The sequence below is a fragment of the Algoriphagus locisalis genome, assembly GCF_900116615.1.
GTDB classification, from domain to species: domain Bacteria; phylum Bacteroidota; class Bacteroidia; order Cytophagales; family Cyclobacteriaceae; genus Algoriphagus; species Algoriphagus locisalis.
The window spans coordinates 88,050-103,126 of sequence record NZ_FPBF01000007.1 but is presented as its reverse complement, the minus strand read 5'-3'; the positions used below and the strand labels follow the sequence as shown (position 1 = coordinate 103,126).

General features: G+C 40.4%; 11 protein-coding genes. 9 read left to right on the top strand and 2 right to left on the bottom strand.

What is annotated here, in order from left to right; genetic code table 11:
* Positions 1-34: 34 nt before the first annotated feature.
* From BM386_RS18295 to BM386_RS18265, 7 genes are all read left to right on the top strand, one after another.
* Positions 35-556: a hypothetical protein gene (locus BM386_RS18295; RefSeq protein WP_211482927.1), complete on the top strand. Its 522-nt coding sequence runs from the start codon at positions 35-37 to the stop codon at positions 554-556.
* Positions 557-650: 94 nt separating this feature from the next.
* Positions 651-1,670 (top strand): hypothetical protein, encoded by a 1,020-nt coding sequence (locus BM386_RS18290; protein ID WP_091696912.1) that lies wholly within the window; start codon positions 651-653, stop codon positions 1,668-1,670.
* Between the two features lie 96 nt (positions 1,671-1,766).
* On the top strand, positions 1,767-4,343 hold the full coding sequence (gyrA, locus tag BM386_RS18285) for a DNA gyrase subunit A (RefSeq protein WP_091696910.1): 2,577 nt from the start codon (positions 1,767-1,769) through the stop codon (positions 4,341-4,343).
* Between the two features lie 27 nt (positions 4,344-4,370).
* Positions 4,371-5,582: a tetratricopeptide repeat protein gene (locus tag BM386_RS18280; RefSeq protein ID WP_091696908.1), complete on the top strand. Its 1,212-nt coding sequence runs from the start codon at positions 4,371-4,373 to the stop codon at positions 5,580-5,582.
* A gap of 169 nt (positions 5,583-5,751) precedes the next feature.
* Positions 5,752-6,882: an acyloxyacyl hydrolase gene (locus tag BM386_RS18275; protein ID WP_091696907.1), complete on the top strand. Its 1,131-nt coding sequence runs from the start codon at positions 5,752-5,754 to the stop codon at positions 6,880-6,882.
* An 82-nt stretch (positions 6,883-6,964) separates the two neighbouring features.
* On the top strand, positions 6,965-9,421 hold the full coding sequence (locus tag BM386_RS18270) for a PIG-L family deacetylase (protein ID WP_091696905.1): 2,457 nt from the start codon (positions 6,965-6,967) through the stop codon (positions 9,419-9,421).
* A 103-nt stretch (positions 9,422-9,524) separates the two neighbouring features.
* A complete protein-coding gene (locus BM386_RS18265; protein ID WP_091696903.1) occupies positions 9,525-11,246 on the top strand; it encodes a sodium:solute symporter family protein in 1,722 nt (573 codons plus the stop codon).
* Positions 11,247-11,323: 77 nt separating this feature from the next.
* Here the strand turns inward: BM386_RS18265 and BM386_RS18260 are convergent, their stop codons facing one another.
* The gene (locus BM386_RS18260) at positions 11,324-12,169 is read right to left on the bottom strand and encodes a DUF2911 domain-containing protein (RefSeq protein ID WP_091696902.1); all 846 of its coding nucleotides are present in this window, start codon (positions 12,167-12,169) and stop codon (positions 11,324-11,326) included.
* Between the two features lie 186 nt (positions 12,170-12,355).
* Here BM386_RS18260 and BM386_RS18255 point away from each other — a divergent pair, with 186 nt between their 5' ends.
* A complete protein-coding gene (locus BM386_RS18255) occupies positions 12,356-13,276 on the top strand; it encodes a 2-hydroxyacid dehydrogenase (RefSeq protein WP_091696900.1) in 921 nt (306 codons plus the stop codon).
* A gap of 33 nt (positions 13,277-13,309) precedes the next feature.
* Positions 13,310-14,152, top strand: coding sequence for a universal stress protein (locus tag BM386_RS18250; protein WP_091696899.1), 843 nt, complete (start codon positions 13,310-13,312; stop codon positions 14,150-14,152).
* 121 nt (positions 14,153-14,273) lie between these two features.
* On the opposite strand, the gene BM386_RS18245 is transcribed toward BM386_RS18250, so the two are convergent.
* The gene (locus BM386_RS18245; RefSeq protein ID WP_091696897.1) at positions 14,274-15,002 is read right to left on the bottom strand and encodes a tetratricopeptide repeat protein; all 729 of its coding nucleotides are present in this window, start codon (positions 15,000-15,002) and stop codon (positions 14,274-14,276) included.
* Positions 15,003-15,077 lie beyond the last annotated feature (75 nt).

Here is a 15,077-nt window from a genome sequence, read left to right as displayed (position 1 = left end):
TGAGGATTATACAGAAATTAAAATCACAATGTTTATGAAAAAAGTACTGTTGTTTGGAGCGTTTTTCGCATGTTTTGCAATGTCAGGATTTGCGCAGGAAGCGACGGAGGAAGTGACTACTGAGGAACTTACGAAGTTTGCAAATATGGAAGTTGAGTTTGATGAATTCCGTATTTCATTGACTGAGAAAATGAAATCAATGATTCAAGACAATGAAATTTTCCAAGGAGGAGCTCGGTACAATGAGATCAAGGCTGCCTGGGGTGATGAAGCTAAGATGACCGAAGCTGAAATAACTGATGAGGAGAAGGCTGCTTATGAAGAGGTTCAAGCTTTTTTAGATTCTCAACAGGATGTTATGAGAGAATATAAAACTGATCTTATCATGAACGATTCTATTCTAGGCGCATCTATCTATAATAAGGTAAATGGTGCTGTGAAAGAAGATCCTGCATTAAAAGAGAAACTTGATACGATGATTGCTGAAATGAAAGCAAAGCAGGAAGCTGAAAAAGAAGACGCCGAAGATACTGAAAAGCCAACTGACGGAAAATAAGAATTTATTGAAGTTAATATGAAGATGCCTCCTGATTGGGAGGCATTTTTTTTTAATTTCACACCAAGAGTCACAAGCCTTCGTTTAGATAGATATGAATTTCAAAAAGCTACACTTCTCCTTTATACTTTGTTTTTTATTTACAACTGTCTTAGCGCAGGAAGAAGATATTTTCGGGATTTCTCAAAAAGCTAAAAACCCTAAAAGTGAGTCTGGATTGGGAAATATTACCCGAAATGTGCTGGAAGCTTTCAGTCTTGAGATTTCAGGTGGAGGTGCCTATCAGCAGTTTGGAACCAGCTTTTATTCGGCCAATACGAATCTCTATCCATTCTCCAGGTTTCAGAATTTAGATGGGGATCCGCTGGATATTTCCGAGGAAAACCCATTGGAGATGAAAGGAGGAGATTGGGTGTTTCCCAATTGGAATGGAGGGATAAGAGTCAACCTTTTTAATCTACTTACGATCGGAGGAGGTTTTGGGCAGGAGTGGGGCAATTTGGCGCCGATGCAGGGTGGAGATTACCAGTTTGATTTCGAAGGTGCTACCTATCAAGTCAATAAATTGTATGGAACAGTCGGTTTGGTTCTCTATGATGCTAATAGACGTAGAGCATTTCTGAATTGGAGGTATAGAAATTATTCTTCTTCCAATCTGTACATGCAGTCTGAGCTTAGACAGCGCGCAAGACAGAATTACCCATGGAGGTTTATAGCTGAGGCTGAGTTTGGCAAACTAGACCTAAAGAAGTCTTACGATCCGGCTTTGGCTGCAGGAGGTGCATATGAGCCGAGATTGGCTGTTTCGGATAAAAATTACTATGGAATAGGTCTTAGAATAGAGCGGGACTTCTCCGAATACACCAAAATGTTTGTCAAAGGCGGAGCTGATTTCCGTAGTTTTACCTACGCTGCTTCTGATTTTTCTGAATTTCAAGACCTCGAGCAAAAGGTTTATGCCATGCAAGTTGGCTTGGCAGTTCGTTTCCCGGGCACTAAGCGTTGCAAAATCGGCGGCTGTGGCGTAGTGATGAAGCATATGCACAACGGGATCGAGTATAGAGGAAGTGGTATTTTCAATTTTCAGGACCGTAAAGTAGGACAGTGGTATTAAAGTCCATATAATCGACTTTGCTGTTTACAATCTCTTTTCAAAACCATTCTGTTTTTACTATCTTGCAGGCTTAATCGACCCCGTGAATAGCATTATATGGCTCAAGGAGAAAACGAGAACATCATACCCATTAACATTGAAGAGGAAATGCGTGGCGCCTACATCGATTATTCGATGTCGGTTATTGTTTCAAGAGCGCTTCCTGATGTCCGTGACGGACTGAAACCAGTACACCGCAGAATCCTTTTTGGGATGCAGGAACTGGGAGTATTACATAACAAACCTTATAAGAAATCTGCCAGAATCGTCGGTGAGGTACTCGGTAAGTATCACCCACATGGTGATTCTGCCGTCTATGAGACGATGGTCCGTATGGCGCAGCCTTGGTCTTTGAGATATCCTTTAGTGGATGGTCAGGGTAACTTTGGTTCCGTCGATGGAGATAATCCCGCTGCGATGCGTTATACCGAGGCTAGACTGAAGCGTATCGCTGAGGAGCTTTTGGTGGATATCAACAAAGAGACGGTAGATTTTCAATTCAATTTTGATGACTCCCTAAAGGAGCCAATTGTACTTCCTGCTAAAGTCCCTGCACTTTTATTGAATGGAGCTTCAGGTATTGCCGTAGGTATGGCCACGAATATGGCTCCGCACAATTTGGGTGAGGTCATTGATGGCATAGTAGCTTACATCGATAATAATGAGATTACTGTGGCGGAATTGATGGAGCATATCATTGCCCCAGATTTCCCTACCGGCGGTATTATCTACGGGTACAATGGAGTGAAAGCGGCTTTCGAAACTGGCCGTGGTAGAGTGGTGATGCGTGGTAAGGCCAATGTAGAAGTCAAAGATGGTGGAAACAAGGAGATGATTATCATCACTGAGATTCCATACATGGTGAACAAGGCTAGCATGGTGGAGAAAACCGCTGCCCTAATCAATGAAAAGAAAATCGATGGAATCTCTGCTATCCGTGACGAATCGGATCGCTCGGGAATGCGCATTGTCTATGAATTAAAGCGTGATGCAATTTCCAGTGTAGTACTTAATAATCTTTATAAGCATACGCAGTTACAGACTTCATTTTCAGTGAATAATGTGGCCTTGGTGAAAGGTCGTCCTCAGACACTGAATCTAAAGGATATGATCGTTCATTATGTGAATCACCGCCATGAAGTAGTGATCCGTAGAACGGAATATGAACTGAGAGAAGCTGAGAAAAGAGCACACATTCTCCAAGGATATTTGATCGCATTAGATCATTTGGATGAAGTGATTTCTTTGATCAGAAACTCTGCAGATCCTGAGACAGCCAGAAATGGGTTGATTGAGAGATTTGAATTGAGCGAAATCCAGGCAAGGGCTATTCTCGATATGAGATTGCAGCGATTGACAGGAATGGAGCGAGAGAAGATCATCAATGAGTACAATGAGATCATGGCTTTGATCGAAGAGCTCAAAGAAATTCTTGCCAACGAAGACAAGAGAATGGAAATCATCAAAGAAGAGCTTTCAGAAATGAAGACTCGCTATGCTGATGATCGAAGAACAGAGATCGAGCATAATGCAGAAGATTTCAGTTATGAAGATATGATTCCAAATGAGGAGGTGATTATTACTGTTTCTCATGAAGGATACGTGAAGCGCACCGCGCTTACAGAATACAGAACTCAAGGTAGAGGCGGAGTGGGATCTCGAGGTGTGAGTACCAAACAGGATGATTTTACCGAATATCTATTCACTGCGTCCACTCATAATTATCTCTTGATTTTTACCGATAAAGGGAAGTTGTTTTGGTTGAAAACTTACGCTATTCCAGAGGGTTCCAAGACTTCTAAAGGCAGACCAATCCAAAACTTGATTAGCATTGAGCAGGATGACAAAATTCGTTCTATCATACAGGTAGCAGATTTGAATGATCAGGATTACCTGAACAATCACTTCCTGGTGATGGTGACCAAGAAAGGTGTCATCAAGAAAACTACGCTAGAACAATACAGTCGCCCAAGAACCAACGGTATCATCGCATTGAACATTCGTGAAGATGACCAATTGGTAAATGTGGAAATGACCAATGGCAGCCAGCACATCGTGATTGCTGCAAAATCAGGTAGGGCTATTCACTTCAACGAAGAAGCAGTAAGACCTATGGGACGTACAGCTACAGGTGTGAGAGCGATCAGGTTAAATGATGATAAGGATTATGTGATTGGCATGGTATGTGCATCTGAGGAGGATGCAACCCTGCTTGTAGTATCTGAAAAAGGCTACGGAAAGCGCTCCAGTCTAGACGAATATAGAATCACCAATCGTGGAGGCAAAGGAGTAAAAGCAATGAATGTAACCGAAAAAACGGGAGCCCTAGTTGCAATCAAAGAAGTAGTAGAATCTGATGATCTGATGATTATCAATAGATCTGGTATCACGATCCGAATCTCTGTGGATGGTCTTCGTGTCATGGGAAGAGCTACGCAAGGGGTAAGATTGATCAAAATAGGAGAGAATGACGAAATTTCTTCTGTAGAGAAAATATCAAAAGAAGAGGAAGTAGAAGCATTAGAAGGTATAGTAGAAGTTACTGATGAAAATCCTGATGCAACTACTACCGAAGACCCTAATACTGAGGAATCGGAAGACTCTTCAGATGAGTCAAATGAAATTAACGAATAACCAACCAAACAAGAAAAATACGCTAAAATGAAGAAGCTAATTCTATCAATGGCCTTGATCGGTGCAACGACACTGGCTTTTGGACAAAAAAAAGTGGTTCGTTCTGCTGAGAAGAACTTCAAATCTGGAGATCTAACCGAAGCAATGGCTGATATAGAAGCAGCCAGTTCTGACCCTGAAACTGGAAGTGATCCTGCTACCTATTTATTAAAAGCCCAAATTGAAACCAAAATGTTTGGTTCGGATTCTAGTAACACTGCTTCTACAGTAGAAACTGGTCAGGCAGCTTTGGCTACTTACAACAAAGCCTTTGAAATGGGTGGAAGTAATAAAGAAGAAGGAGTAGGCGAAGATATTTATACGGAGGATATGCCAGGCGTACCTGACAATCTTAGACCCTATTCTATTTATACGCTTAAAAACATTGCTTTTGACAAGGCATTAGAAAGGTATAATGCTGAAGATCAGGAAATGGCTTATGAATTCTTTGACCTTGCAGGTGAAATCGATCTTACCGATACCACTGTTCACTACAATGCAGGATTTATTGCTAATGATTTAGGTAAATTCGAAGAGGCTAAGAAGCATTTCGAATACTTACTTGATGTAGAAGAGTATAACAAACTTCAAGTGTACTACTTATTAATTCAGATACTTAGTAGTGAAGATCAAAATCCTGAAGCAGCATATGACATGATTATGAGGGGTAGAGAAGATTATCCTGAAGATAAAATCCTTGCTGAATATGAGATTCAGTTATTACTACAATTGAATAAAATGGATGAGGCAATGGCTTCTATCCAGGATGCTTTGAAAAATGACCCTAATAATGCTGGTATTCTCTTGAGATCAGGTTACCTCAAGGAGCAAGCTGGTGATATGGAAGGTGCACTGGAAGACTATAAAAAGTCTGTAGAAGCAGATCCTGAATTCTATGATGGAAATTACTATACAGGAGCGCTTTTGTTGGAGAAATCCAGAGAAATTATTGTTGAATTGGGAGCTTTATCTGACGAAGAGTGGGAAAAAAGATCTGAAGAAATGACAAAGGAATCAAACGGCTACTACGAGCAAGCAATTCCTTACTTTGAAAAAGCATTGGAACTTAAGCCTGATAATACAGACATTATGGGTATTCTTTTCCAAATCAATACACGTCTGAAAAATGATGCGGAAGCGGAAAAATACAATAAAATGCTAATCGAGTTGAAAGGTCCAAACTGGTTGGAAGAAGGTTGATCAATCATAACATATTTACGAAACCTCTGGATTTACATTCAGAGGTTTTTTTTATGCCTTATAGTCCATTTTAATCATAGGTTTGAACTTTGATTTTCCGAGTCATGAAATTGATTGTCTTGTTTTTTTACATTATCCATATCTTTGCCATCAGAAAATTTAAGTAGCGATGCGATTGCAGATAGTACCAGTTCTGGTTTTCATATTTTTTGGATGCGTTTCTTTGGAATCACAAGCACAGTCGAAAAAATTCATTGAGTTTTCTTACGATCATGGACCTATCATTGGAAACAACAAGGACTGGGCTAATGAGCTGATTGATAGAATTGATTATGCTGGCGTAGATGTCAAGTTTGGCTGGAGGAGCAGAGAGAATACGTACTACAATTACATCAATAGATTTCCAAGTTATGGGGTAGGATTCACATCCACAGTGAATTATTATGAGGAAATAGGTCGGCCCATGGGGATTTATGGATTTGGTGAATTCCCATTAGGTAAGAATGATTTTGACAGAAAACTCAATTTCAGCTATTTTGCTCAAATTGGTTTAGGATTCAATATGAATCCCTACGATGCAGAAACGAATGAAATCAACGGATTCGTAAGTACAGCGATTAATGCACATATACATTTCGGCTTAAAAGCCTCCTATAGATTCTCTAATACTTTCGAAGGTTTTACTTCAATAGGCACGAAGCATTATTCTAATGGCGCTGTCAAAAAACCAAATGCTGGGATCAATTTTGTCCCTATTGCGATTGGGTTGCGCGTCAATTTGGATAAGGAGGAATTCAACCCGGGAGATAAGCCTGATTTTCCAACTTTGGAGAAAAGAGGTTTTTGGAATATTGCGGCATATACAGGTATGAAGAGTTATGAAATAGGAGAGAAAGCTTATTTCAGAGGCGGACTAGGAGTTAATTACCTTTGGGAGATATCTTATAAATATCGGGGAGGCATCGGGATCGATTGGTTTTATGGAGCCGGTGGATCTCAGCGATTTCCTAATGAGAATGTCACTTTCAATGACGTGAATTCCTTCGCTGTAGTAGGATCTTGGGAGTGGAAATTATCCGAAAAATTGTATATGCCCATTGCCTTTGGTGTTTACTTGAACAAAGCTCATTTGAATCAGGAAACCACAAGTTTTTACGAACGGATTGGTGTACGTTATAGGTTGAATGACAGTATTTTTGCTGGGTTGCAAATCAAAGCTCACAAGGCAAAAGCTGATTTCTTTGAGTTTACTTTCGGATACACCATTCCAGGTAAAGTCAAAAAATCTATCATCCGATAAGGAGTTTTCCTTCCTTTAATCAAAAAAAGTTTTTATTTCCATCAGGCTTATTCTAGCTTGTAAGGATAAATTACGCCCATTTATGACCAAGCTTATATTGTTCAGAAGTTTAGCATTTGTTTTCTTTTCGCTAAGCAGTTTGTTCTGTGTTGCCCAATCACTTTCATCCTCTGAGATTTATCACCAGTTACTTCAGCTTAAAGAAACCAAGCAGGTATTGTATGTGGCAGCACATCCGGATGATGAAAATACCCAGCTGATTTCTACCCTTCGGAATGGGGAGCATGTGGAAGTAGCTTACTTAAGTTTGACCCGTGGAGATGGAGGCCAGAATTTGCTTGGAAAAGAACTGGGGATTGAACTCGGTCAAATCAGAACCCAAGAGTTGCTTAGAGCCCGTGAGACGGATGGCGGAAGGCAGTTTTTTACCCGGGCTATGGACTTTGGTTATTCTAAAAATCCAGATGAAACCCTGCAAAACTGGGATAAACAAAAGGTGCTTTCCGACGTGGTATGGGTGGTTAGGAGTTTTAGACCAGACATTATTATTACCCGATTCAATACTATCCCCGGGGGAAATCATGGGCATCACACCACTTCGGCTATTTTAGCAGAAGAAGCGTTTGAGCTGGCAGCAGATCGAACTGCTTTCCCAGATCAACTGAACTACGTAGAAACCTGGCAGACTAAGAGGATTTTTTGGAATTCGTATAATTTTGGAGGAGAATTTAAAGCTGACCCGAAAGAAAAGTATGCGGTATTTCAAGTTGGTGAATTCAATAGCTTATTGGGTAAAACCTACAGCCAAATTGCCGCAGATAGCCGTACGATGCATAAATCTCAGGGTTTTGGTGCTACTCCAAGAATAGGTGCAGCTGAGGATCACTTGCAATTCATCAAAGGTGAATCATTCGAAACCTCAGCTTTTGAAGGGATTTCAAATCGTTGGACTCAGATAGAAGGCGGAAAGGAAGTCGAGGCTATGATTCAAAGCGCTATCGAGAAGTTCAACTTCACTGAGCCAGTGGTGAACCTGAAAGCCCTGATGGACATTCGCTCCAAGCTTTCAGCTTTGAGCTCAAAAGCACCATGGCTTAAGGAAAAAGCGAAGAAAGTTGATGAGTTGATTTTCCAATTACTTGGACTGAAAATGGAGTTTGTCACCAACCAAGAGTTAGGTTATACTGGTGAAGTCATTAATGCAAGTCTTGTGGTAAATAATCCTTCCGCTGTTTTGGTTTCAGATATTTCTCTTCAATTGTATGATACCTACTATGTTTCTGATAAAGAGACGACTAGCAATAATGCCCCAGCTATTACTCCAATTGAATTTACCATCAGTGAAAGCACCCCTCTTTCCCAACCGTATTGGTTAGTCAATCCTGTTACCGATGCTATCTATGATGTGCGGAGTCAGAAAATGATAGGCAAGCCATTTAATGATATTAGTGCTGGCGGTGATTTGATGTTTAAAATCAATGACCAGGAATTCAAAACAGTAATTCCTCTAGAATACAAATACAATGATCAGGTAGATGGAGAGGTGAAGCAGCCGTTCACTATTGTACCAGAAATCGACCTGGAGGTATCTGACCAAAATGTGTTTTTAATTCCGGGTGTAAATCCTTTAGTCAGCATCTCTGTCAATTTCAAAGGAGCTGTTAAAGATGGAGAACTGACTTTCAAAAGCCTTCAGAAGTCTGAATTTGAAATAATAAGTACTGAGGAAAATATCGCTCAGAAGAAGAAAGTTTACCAAGTTTCCTTCAAATTGGATAAAAACGAAAAGCGGGAAGTTGTGGCTCAGTTTACTACTGAGGATGGGAAAGTTTACGATCAAGTCACGCATAGGATTTCCTATGCCCACATTCCCAATTTAACGTATTTTTCTCCCGCTTCCATAAATCTGATTCAGCAAGACTGGAAAGTCTCCGGTGCTAAAATAGGCTACATCATGGGGGCTGGTGATGATGTGCCGGCAGTGCTTTCTTCTTTGGGCTATCAGGTGACAGAAATCATCGATTATTCCCTGGCTAATCTTTCCCAGTATAAAAGCATCGTAGTAGGAATCAGAGCTTACAATACCAATGCGGCACTGGCTGCCAACCAACAGAATCTCATGACCTATGTGGAGAACGGCGGAACAGTGGTGGTGCAATACAATGTGAGTCGTCCGCTATTGATCAATAAGCTGGGACCTTATCCGTTTTCAATCAGTAGAGATAGAGTGACTGTAGAGAATTCGCCTTTTACGGCGGATTGGGATCACCCTGTTTTAGCTGGGCCTAATAAAATTACAGCGGCAGATTTTGACGATTGGATTCAGGAAAGAGGGTTGTATTTTGAAGCTAATATAGCTCCGGAATATTCTACACCGCTGACTTTCCAGGATCCTGGTGAAGTCCCCTTGAATGGCTCATTGATCTATGCGAAATACGGCAAAGGAACATACATCTACACTGGTCTTTCGTTTTTCAGAGAACTGCCTGCAGGCGTGCCTGGGGCTACTAAATTATTCATCAACTTGATCGAGCAATAGTTTTGGAGGAAAAACAAGTACGTTGGAAATACCTTTATATAGGCTTAATTGCATCGCTTTTTATTTTGATGGCCTTATTTTCTTGGCTTAAAGTGACCTACGCATGAGCACACTAGATTGGGTAGTACTTTTTGGTACACTGGCACTTATAGCCACTTATGGTGTTTACAAAACCTATGGTTCGAAGAGTCTTGATTCTTACTTAAGGGGAAAAAACTCCATGAACTGGTGGTCAATCGGTCTTTCGATTATGGCTACCCAGGCTTCAGCAATCACCTTTTTAAGTACTCCGGGACAAGCCTACGAAGATGGAATGCGATTCATTCAGTTTTACTTTGGATTGCCTCTGGCGATGATTATCATTTCAGTGGTATTTATTCCGATTTATTATAAACTGAAAGTTTATACCGCATATGAGTTTTTGGAAAATAGATTTGATCTGAAAACCAGAACACTTGCTGCGTTACTGTTTATTTTGCAAAGAGGATTAGCGGCAGGAATTACCATTTATGCTCCGGCTATTATTCTATCTACTTTGCTGGGCTGGAATCTGACCTTTACCAATATTTTGATAGGCTCTGTGGTAATCCTTTATACCGTCTCCGGTGGTACTGAAGCTGTTTCTATTACCCAAAAGCAGCAAATGGCTGTGATGATGGGAGGGATGATCCTGGCAGGAATTATTGTTATCCAATTGCTTCCAATTTCTTTTCAGGAAGCCATGCATGTAGCAGGGAAGATGGATAAGCTGAATATGATCAACTTGGAATTTGATATTTCAGATCGATACAATGTTTGGTCTGGAATGACCGCTGCAGTCTTCCTTTTCCTTTCGTATTTTGGAACAGATCAAAGCCAGGTTCAGCGTTACCTTTCTGGTCAGACGCTTTCGCAAAGCAGAATGGGATTGATCATGAATGGCTTTTTGAAGATTCCCATGCAATTCATTATTCTATTTATCGGAGTAATGGTCTTTGTGTTTTACCAGTTTTTTTTACCCCCGGTTGTTTTTAATAAAGTGCAGACAGACAAGCTTCGCGAAAGTGAGTATGCTGGTGAGTTCGAAGGCTTGGAGGCTGAATATGCCGAGAATTTTAAACTCAGCAGGTCATCTTACCTCGAAATGCTTGATGCAATAGAACAAGAGGATAAAGGAAAGGAAAATGAAATCCGGGAGAAAATCTCTGTTTTGAAGTCTGAGCAGCAGGAAATCAGAGCGGAAGTAAAAGAACTTATCGTCACGAATGATCCAGTGGCTGAGACTAGAGATACCGATTACGTTTTTATGCGCTTTGTGATGGACAACCTTCCTAAAGGCGTCATTGGGTTGCTTTTCGCAGTGATCTTTTCTGCAGCTATGTCATCAACAGCTTCTGAATTGAATGCTTTGGGTTCCACGACTACCGTTGATCTTTACAAGAGATCTATCAAAAAGGGGGCGACAGACAAGCATTATTTGACTTCTTCGAAGTTATTCACTGCTTTTTGGGGATTAGGAGCGATCCTCTTTGCAACCTATGCGTCTTTATTTGAGAATTTAATCCAAGCTGTCAACCTGTTAGGCTCACTCTTTTACGGAACAATTCTGGGTATTTTCCTAGTTGCATTTTTTATGAAATGGGTGAAGGGGCACGCGGTATTTATAGCGGCTTTATTTTCGCAGGCACTTGTCTTGTTTGTTCATTTTAACAATGGGGATGTAATGGACGGAAACCTTTGGGATATTGGTTTTCTTTGGTACAATCCTATTGGATGCTTGTCCGTGATGCTATTTGCGGGTCTTTTACAGCTGGTGATTCCTTCAAAAGGCACGAGTCAATCCTAAATACAAAAAGCCTCTATAATTGGAGGCTTTTTGTATTTAGTCTTTTTAAGTATTCCCATCTGAGAATTGGCTCAATACTATTTTAACGACTTGATCAAGCGTTCGTTCAAGCCAACGTAGTCTGGATTTCCGGCTTCTTCAGCAAGATCTATTGCTTCCGTTGCCGTCTCTACTGCTTCGGTTTTTTTTCCTAAAGCTGCCTCTATCTTAGCTTTGAGGTGCATTGTCCAGTATTTGGGGTCAGAACTTACAGACTCATTTATCCAGTTATAAGCCTGATTCATATCCTTCTCATTGGTGTAGTAATAGCTGGCAGCTGCATAAAGCAGACTAGGATCTTTACTTTCCGCTTCGATTACATATTCTTTGATCTGAGCCATTACCAGTGGGTCAACTTCCGTTTCTACTCTAAAGTCCACGCGGGTATTTTCCCATTTTAGGGAAAGGTCAGAACCTGTGTCTGTCATATTTGCAAAGCTGATTTCAAACGTTTCAGCCTTTTTGCTGAGTTTCTCTGGCTTGGCATTGAACCGGATAAGATCATCGCTTTGCTCGTAACCAATTGCTCCCCAGAGCTTGATGTTTTTAGATAGAATCATTGTCCAGTCTGATTTGCCTGGAATGGAATACAGCGCGTATTGGCCAGCCGGGACGGTTTTGCCGTCTATGATTACATCCGTAGAAAAAGAAAGGACTGTGGCTCCATTTGCACCTGTTCTCCAGATCTGTCCATAAGGAACCAACTCACCGAAGATTTTTCTTCCTTTGGTACTCGGTCTGCTGTAATCCACCGTCACATCTGTCAGTCCTACTTTCTGTGCAATTTTAGCTGATGGAGAAGCCTGAGGCATTTGGATTTGCTGCGCAAAAGAAAAAATACTGCAAAGCAAAAAGGCTAAAGAGAAGACTATTTTTTGTTTCATTGGAATTGAAGTTATAATTTGGTTTGAAGATTCTTAAGCGTCAAAATTGAAAGTTTGTTTCGTAAAGAGATGCAATTTGAAGCTTTTTAAGGCAATTTTAATTATTCTAATGCTCATTTTTTTGAGCAAACCAGAACGTTTTCGTTTGTTTTTCATCCTCAAAAATTATCCATCGTATAGAATACTATGAGTTTAGCAATTGTAAGTCCCGGCAAGAAACCGGATGTTTGGATCAAAGAGTTTAAAGCACTTGCTCCTGAGTTAAGTATAGAGGTATATCCGGAAATAAACGAGCCAGAAAAAGTGGAATACGTTTTTCTCTGGCAACACCCTGAAGGGATACTTTCAGACTTTCCAAATCTTAAGTTGATCAGTTCTATGGGTGCTGGTGTTGATCATATTCTCAGAGATAAATCAATTCCATCGCATATTCCCATAGTGAGAATCGTAGATGAAAAGCTGACTTTTTCCATGACCAATTATGTGGTGATGGGCGTTTTGAATTATCATCGTCGAACTCCTCGCTTTCAGATGAACCAAACACGAAAGGTCTGGGATATGAGTATGCCGGAGTTGGATGTGACCGTAGGCGTTATGGGAGTCGGGGCTTTGGGAAAAGATGTCATGGATAAACTCAATTACATGGGATTTCCAGTAGTTGGTTTTGGCTTTTCAGAAAAGAACGATTTTGAATTTCCCTATTACACCAAAGACAAATTGGAAGAGTTTTTAAAAGAGGTAAATGTTTTGGTATGTCTGCTTCCGCTTACCCCAGACACAGAGAACATCCTCAATGCTGATCTTTTCTCAAAATGTAATCCCAATACTTATCTCATTAATGTTGCAAGAGGGAGGCATTTGGTAGAGGATGATTTAATTGAATCTTTGGAAAGTGGACAGCTTTCAGGGGCTATGTTAGATGTTTATCGTGAGGAGCCACTACCAGAAAACCATCCTTTTTGGGAAAATTGGAAAATAACTATGACACCACATATCGCAAGTGTGACCAATCCTCAGGCGGCTGCGCCACAGGTGATAGAAAATATTACTCGGATTCGTGCAAACAAGGAATTGATTAATGTCGTTAATCGTTCTAAAGGTTATTGACCTAATTAACTGTAGGTCGTAAATAGAAATGAAATGGAACAGATTTTTAAAATATTGTGCCCTACAGATTTTTCTGAATGCTCATTGAATGCAATCGAGTACGCTACCAGATTGGGTGAAAAGTACAAGGCAGAGCTCATCCTATTTCATGTGCTCAATCGTGAGGATTACGTGAAACTTTCTCCTAACGATAGGGATGGAAAGTTTCAAATGGACTTTGTGCTTGAAAAACTGCAGAATTTACAAAGTGCAGTCATTAAGGAAGGTGTGAAAAACGGGTTGCAAAGCTGTACTTCTGTAGTAAAAGAAGGGAACATTGTGAAAGAAACCTTGGAGTACGCCAAAGAAGTGAAAGCCAATCTGATTGTTGTAGGAACTGAAGGTGTAAATGATTTTCGGGAAAATATTATAGGTTCCCGTGCGAGTAGGATAGTGGAACAGTCTAATAAGGATATTTTTGTAGTCCCTCGGAAAGTGTATTTCAAAGCTCCACGAAAGTTGGTTTATGCCAGCGATTACTTGGAAGAGGATAAGATCGCCATTCAGAAAATCGTTGAGGTGGCAAAGTTCTTTGATTCAGAGATTGATATGGTGCATATCAGTTCTACGCATAAAGCTCTTGACAAATCGCTGCATATGACTATGGTTGAGGAGATTGAGCCATTTATCAAATACAGTAAAGTGAATTTCGTTTTGAAGTCCTTCCGGGATGATATTGCCTTGGGATTGGAAAATTACCTGCAAACAGCAAAAGGGGACATTCTGGTCACACTCAGCGAAAAGAAATCCTTTTTTGATCAGATTTTCTCAAATAGTCTATCTAAAAAGATGGCCTATTTCATCAATAAGCCGCTTTGGGTGATCAAGTCTTTTTGAGAATTTAACCGCTAAGTGCACAAAGGTCTCGCAGAGAGCGCAGATTTTACTTTTCGATTTGCTTCGTCTTCAGACGCAATTCATTATAAAATTATAGTGTATTAAGATTACCGAAAAGCAGCTACTCACCCTTTTTCCCGCCAAAGAATCCCTTCAAATAGTTACCGAATTCTTTTCGGGTATTCGCATTGTTGAAGACAGAGCCAAGGGTATTCATGAAGTGATTAAAAGTCATTTCTTTCTTTTGAACCGGTACTATAGGTTTTTCACTTGGTTTTGAACCAACTTTTGGAAGCTCTGAGTTTTCTTCACTTGACTTAGGGTTTTGGTCAGTAGTTTGTAATGGTTTGTAGCCCACCAAATCATCTGCTTTTTCAAAACTCTTTTTTGACTTTGCCTGATAACCCATTTTCTCCTCTACCAACCCTTTATTGTTATGAGAAACTGCATCTTCAGGATCCAGTTCTATCGCTTTTTCATAGTCAGCAATGGCCCCTTCTAGGTCTCCAATTCTATCTTTGAAATAAGCTCTACTACTGTAGCGATAGGGATTTTTAGGGTCAAGATTTGCTGCTCGGTCTAATTCTGTGAGGGCTTCTTCGTTTCTTTTGAGCAAATGCAAAACCACCGCCCGGTCAGAAATAAAGTCAGTATTATAAGGTTCGAGGGAAGTGATCAGGTCAAATTCTGCTAAAGCTTCTTCGGTTCTCCCAAGCCTGGAAAGTATTCTTCCACGGTTAAGATGCAACTGCGGTTGATTTGGGGTTTCTTTTATCAATCCATCAAATATGGCTAAAGCCTCCTCAAATTTCCCTGATTTATATAATTCTATTCCTTTTTCGAAGCTCATAATCTTTTCTTTTTAACCGCAGAGTAAGCGTAGTTCACGCAGATGGCGTGTTTTTTTATAGCTAGTTCAAGTCTT

Excerpts from the sequence above, each read along its gene's own strand:
- BM386_RS18295 (WP_211482927.1), top strand. The coding sequence starts at position 35 with ATGAAAAAAGTACTGTTGTTTGGAGCGTTTTTCGCATGTTTTGCAATG.
- BM386_RS18290 (WP_091696912.1), top strand. The coding sequence starts at position 651 with ATGAATTTCAAAAAGCTACACTTCTCCTTTATACTTTGTTTTTTATTT.
- gyrA (WP_091696910.1), top strand. The coding sequence starts at position 1,767 with ATGGCTCAAGGAGAAAACGAGAACATCATACCCATTAACATTGAAGAG.
- BM386_RS18280 (WP_091696908.1), top strand. The coding sequence starts at position 4,371 with ATGAAGAAGCTAATTCTATCAATGGCCTTGATCGGTGCAACGACACTG.
- BM386_RS18275 (WP_091696907.1), top strand. The coding sequence starts at position 5,752 with ATGCGATTGCAGATAGTACCAGTTCTGGTTTTCATATTTTTTGGATGC.
- BM386_RS18270 (WP_091696905.1), top strand. The coding sequence starts at position 6,965 with ATGACCAAGCTTATATTGTTCAGAAGTTTAGCATTTGTTTTCTTTTCG.
- BM386_RS18265 (WP_091696903.1), top strand. The coding sequence starts at position 9,525 with ATGAGCACACTAGATTGGGTAGTACTTTTTGGTACACTGGCACTTATA.
- BM386_RS18260 (WP_091696902.1), bottom strand. The coding sequence starts at position 12,169 with ATGAAACAAAAAATAGTCTTCTCTTTAGCCTTTTTGCTTTGCAGTATT.
- BM386_RS18255 (WP_091696900.1), top strand. The coding sequence starts at position 12,356 with ATGAGTTTAGCAATTGTAAGTCCCGGCAAGAAACCGGATGTTTGGATC.
- BM386_RS18250 (WP_091696899.1), top strand. The coding sequence starts at position 13,310 with ATGGAACAGATTTTTAAAATATTGTGCCCTACAGATTTTTCTGAATGC.
- BM386_RS18245 (WP_091696897.1), bottom strand. The coding sequence starts at position 15,002 with ATGAGCTTCGAAAAAGGAATAGAATTATATAAATCAGGGAAATTTGAG.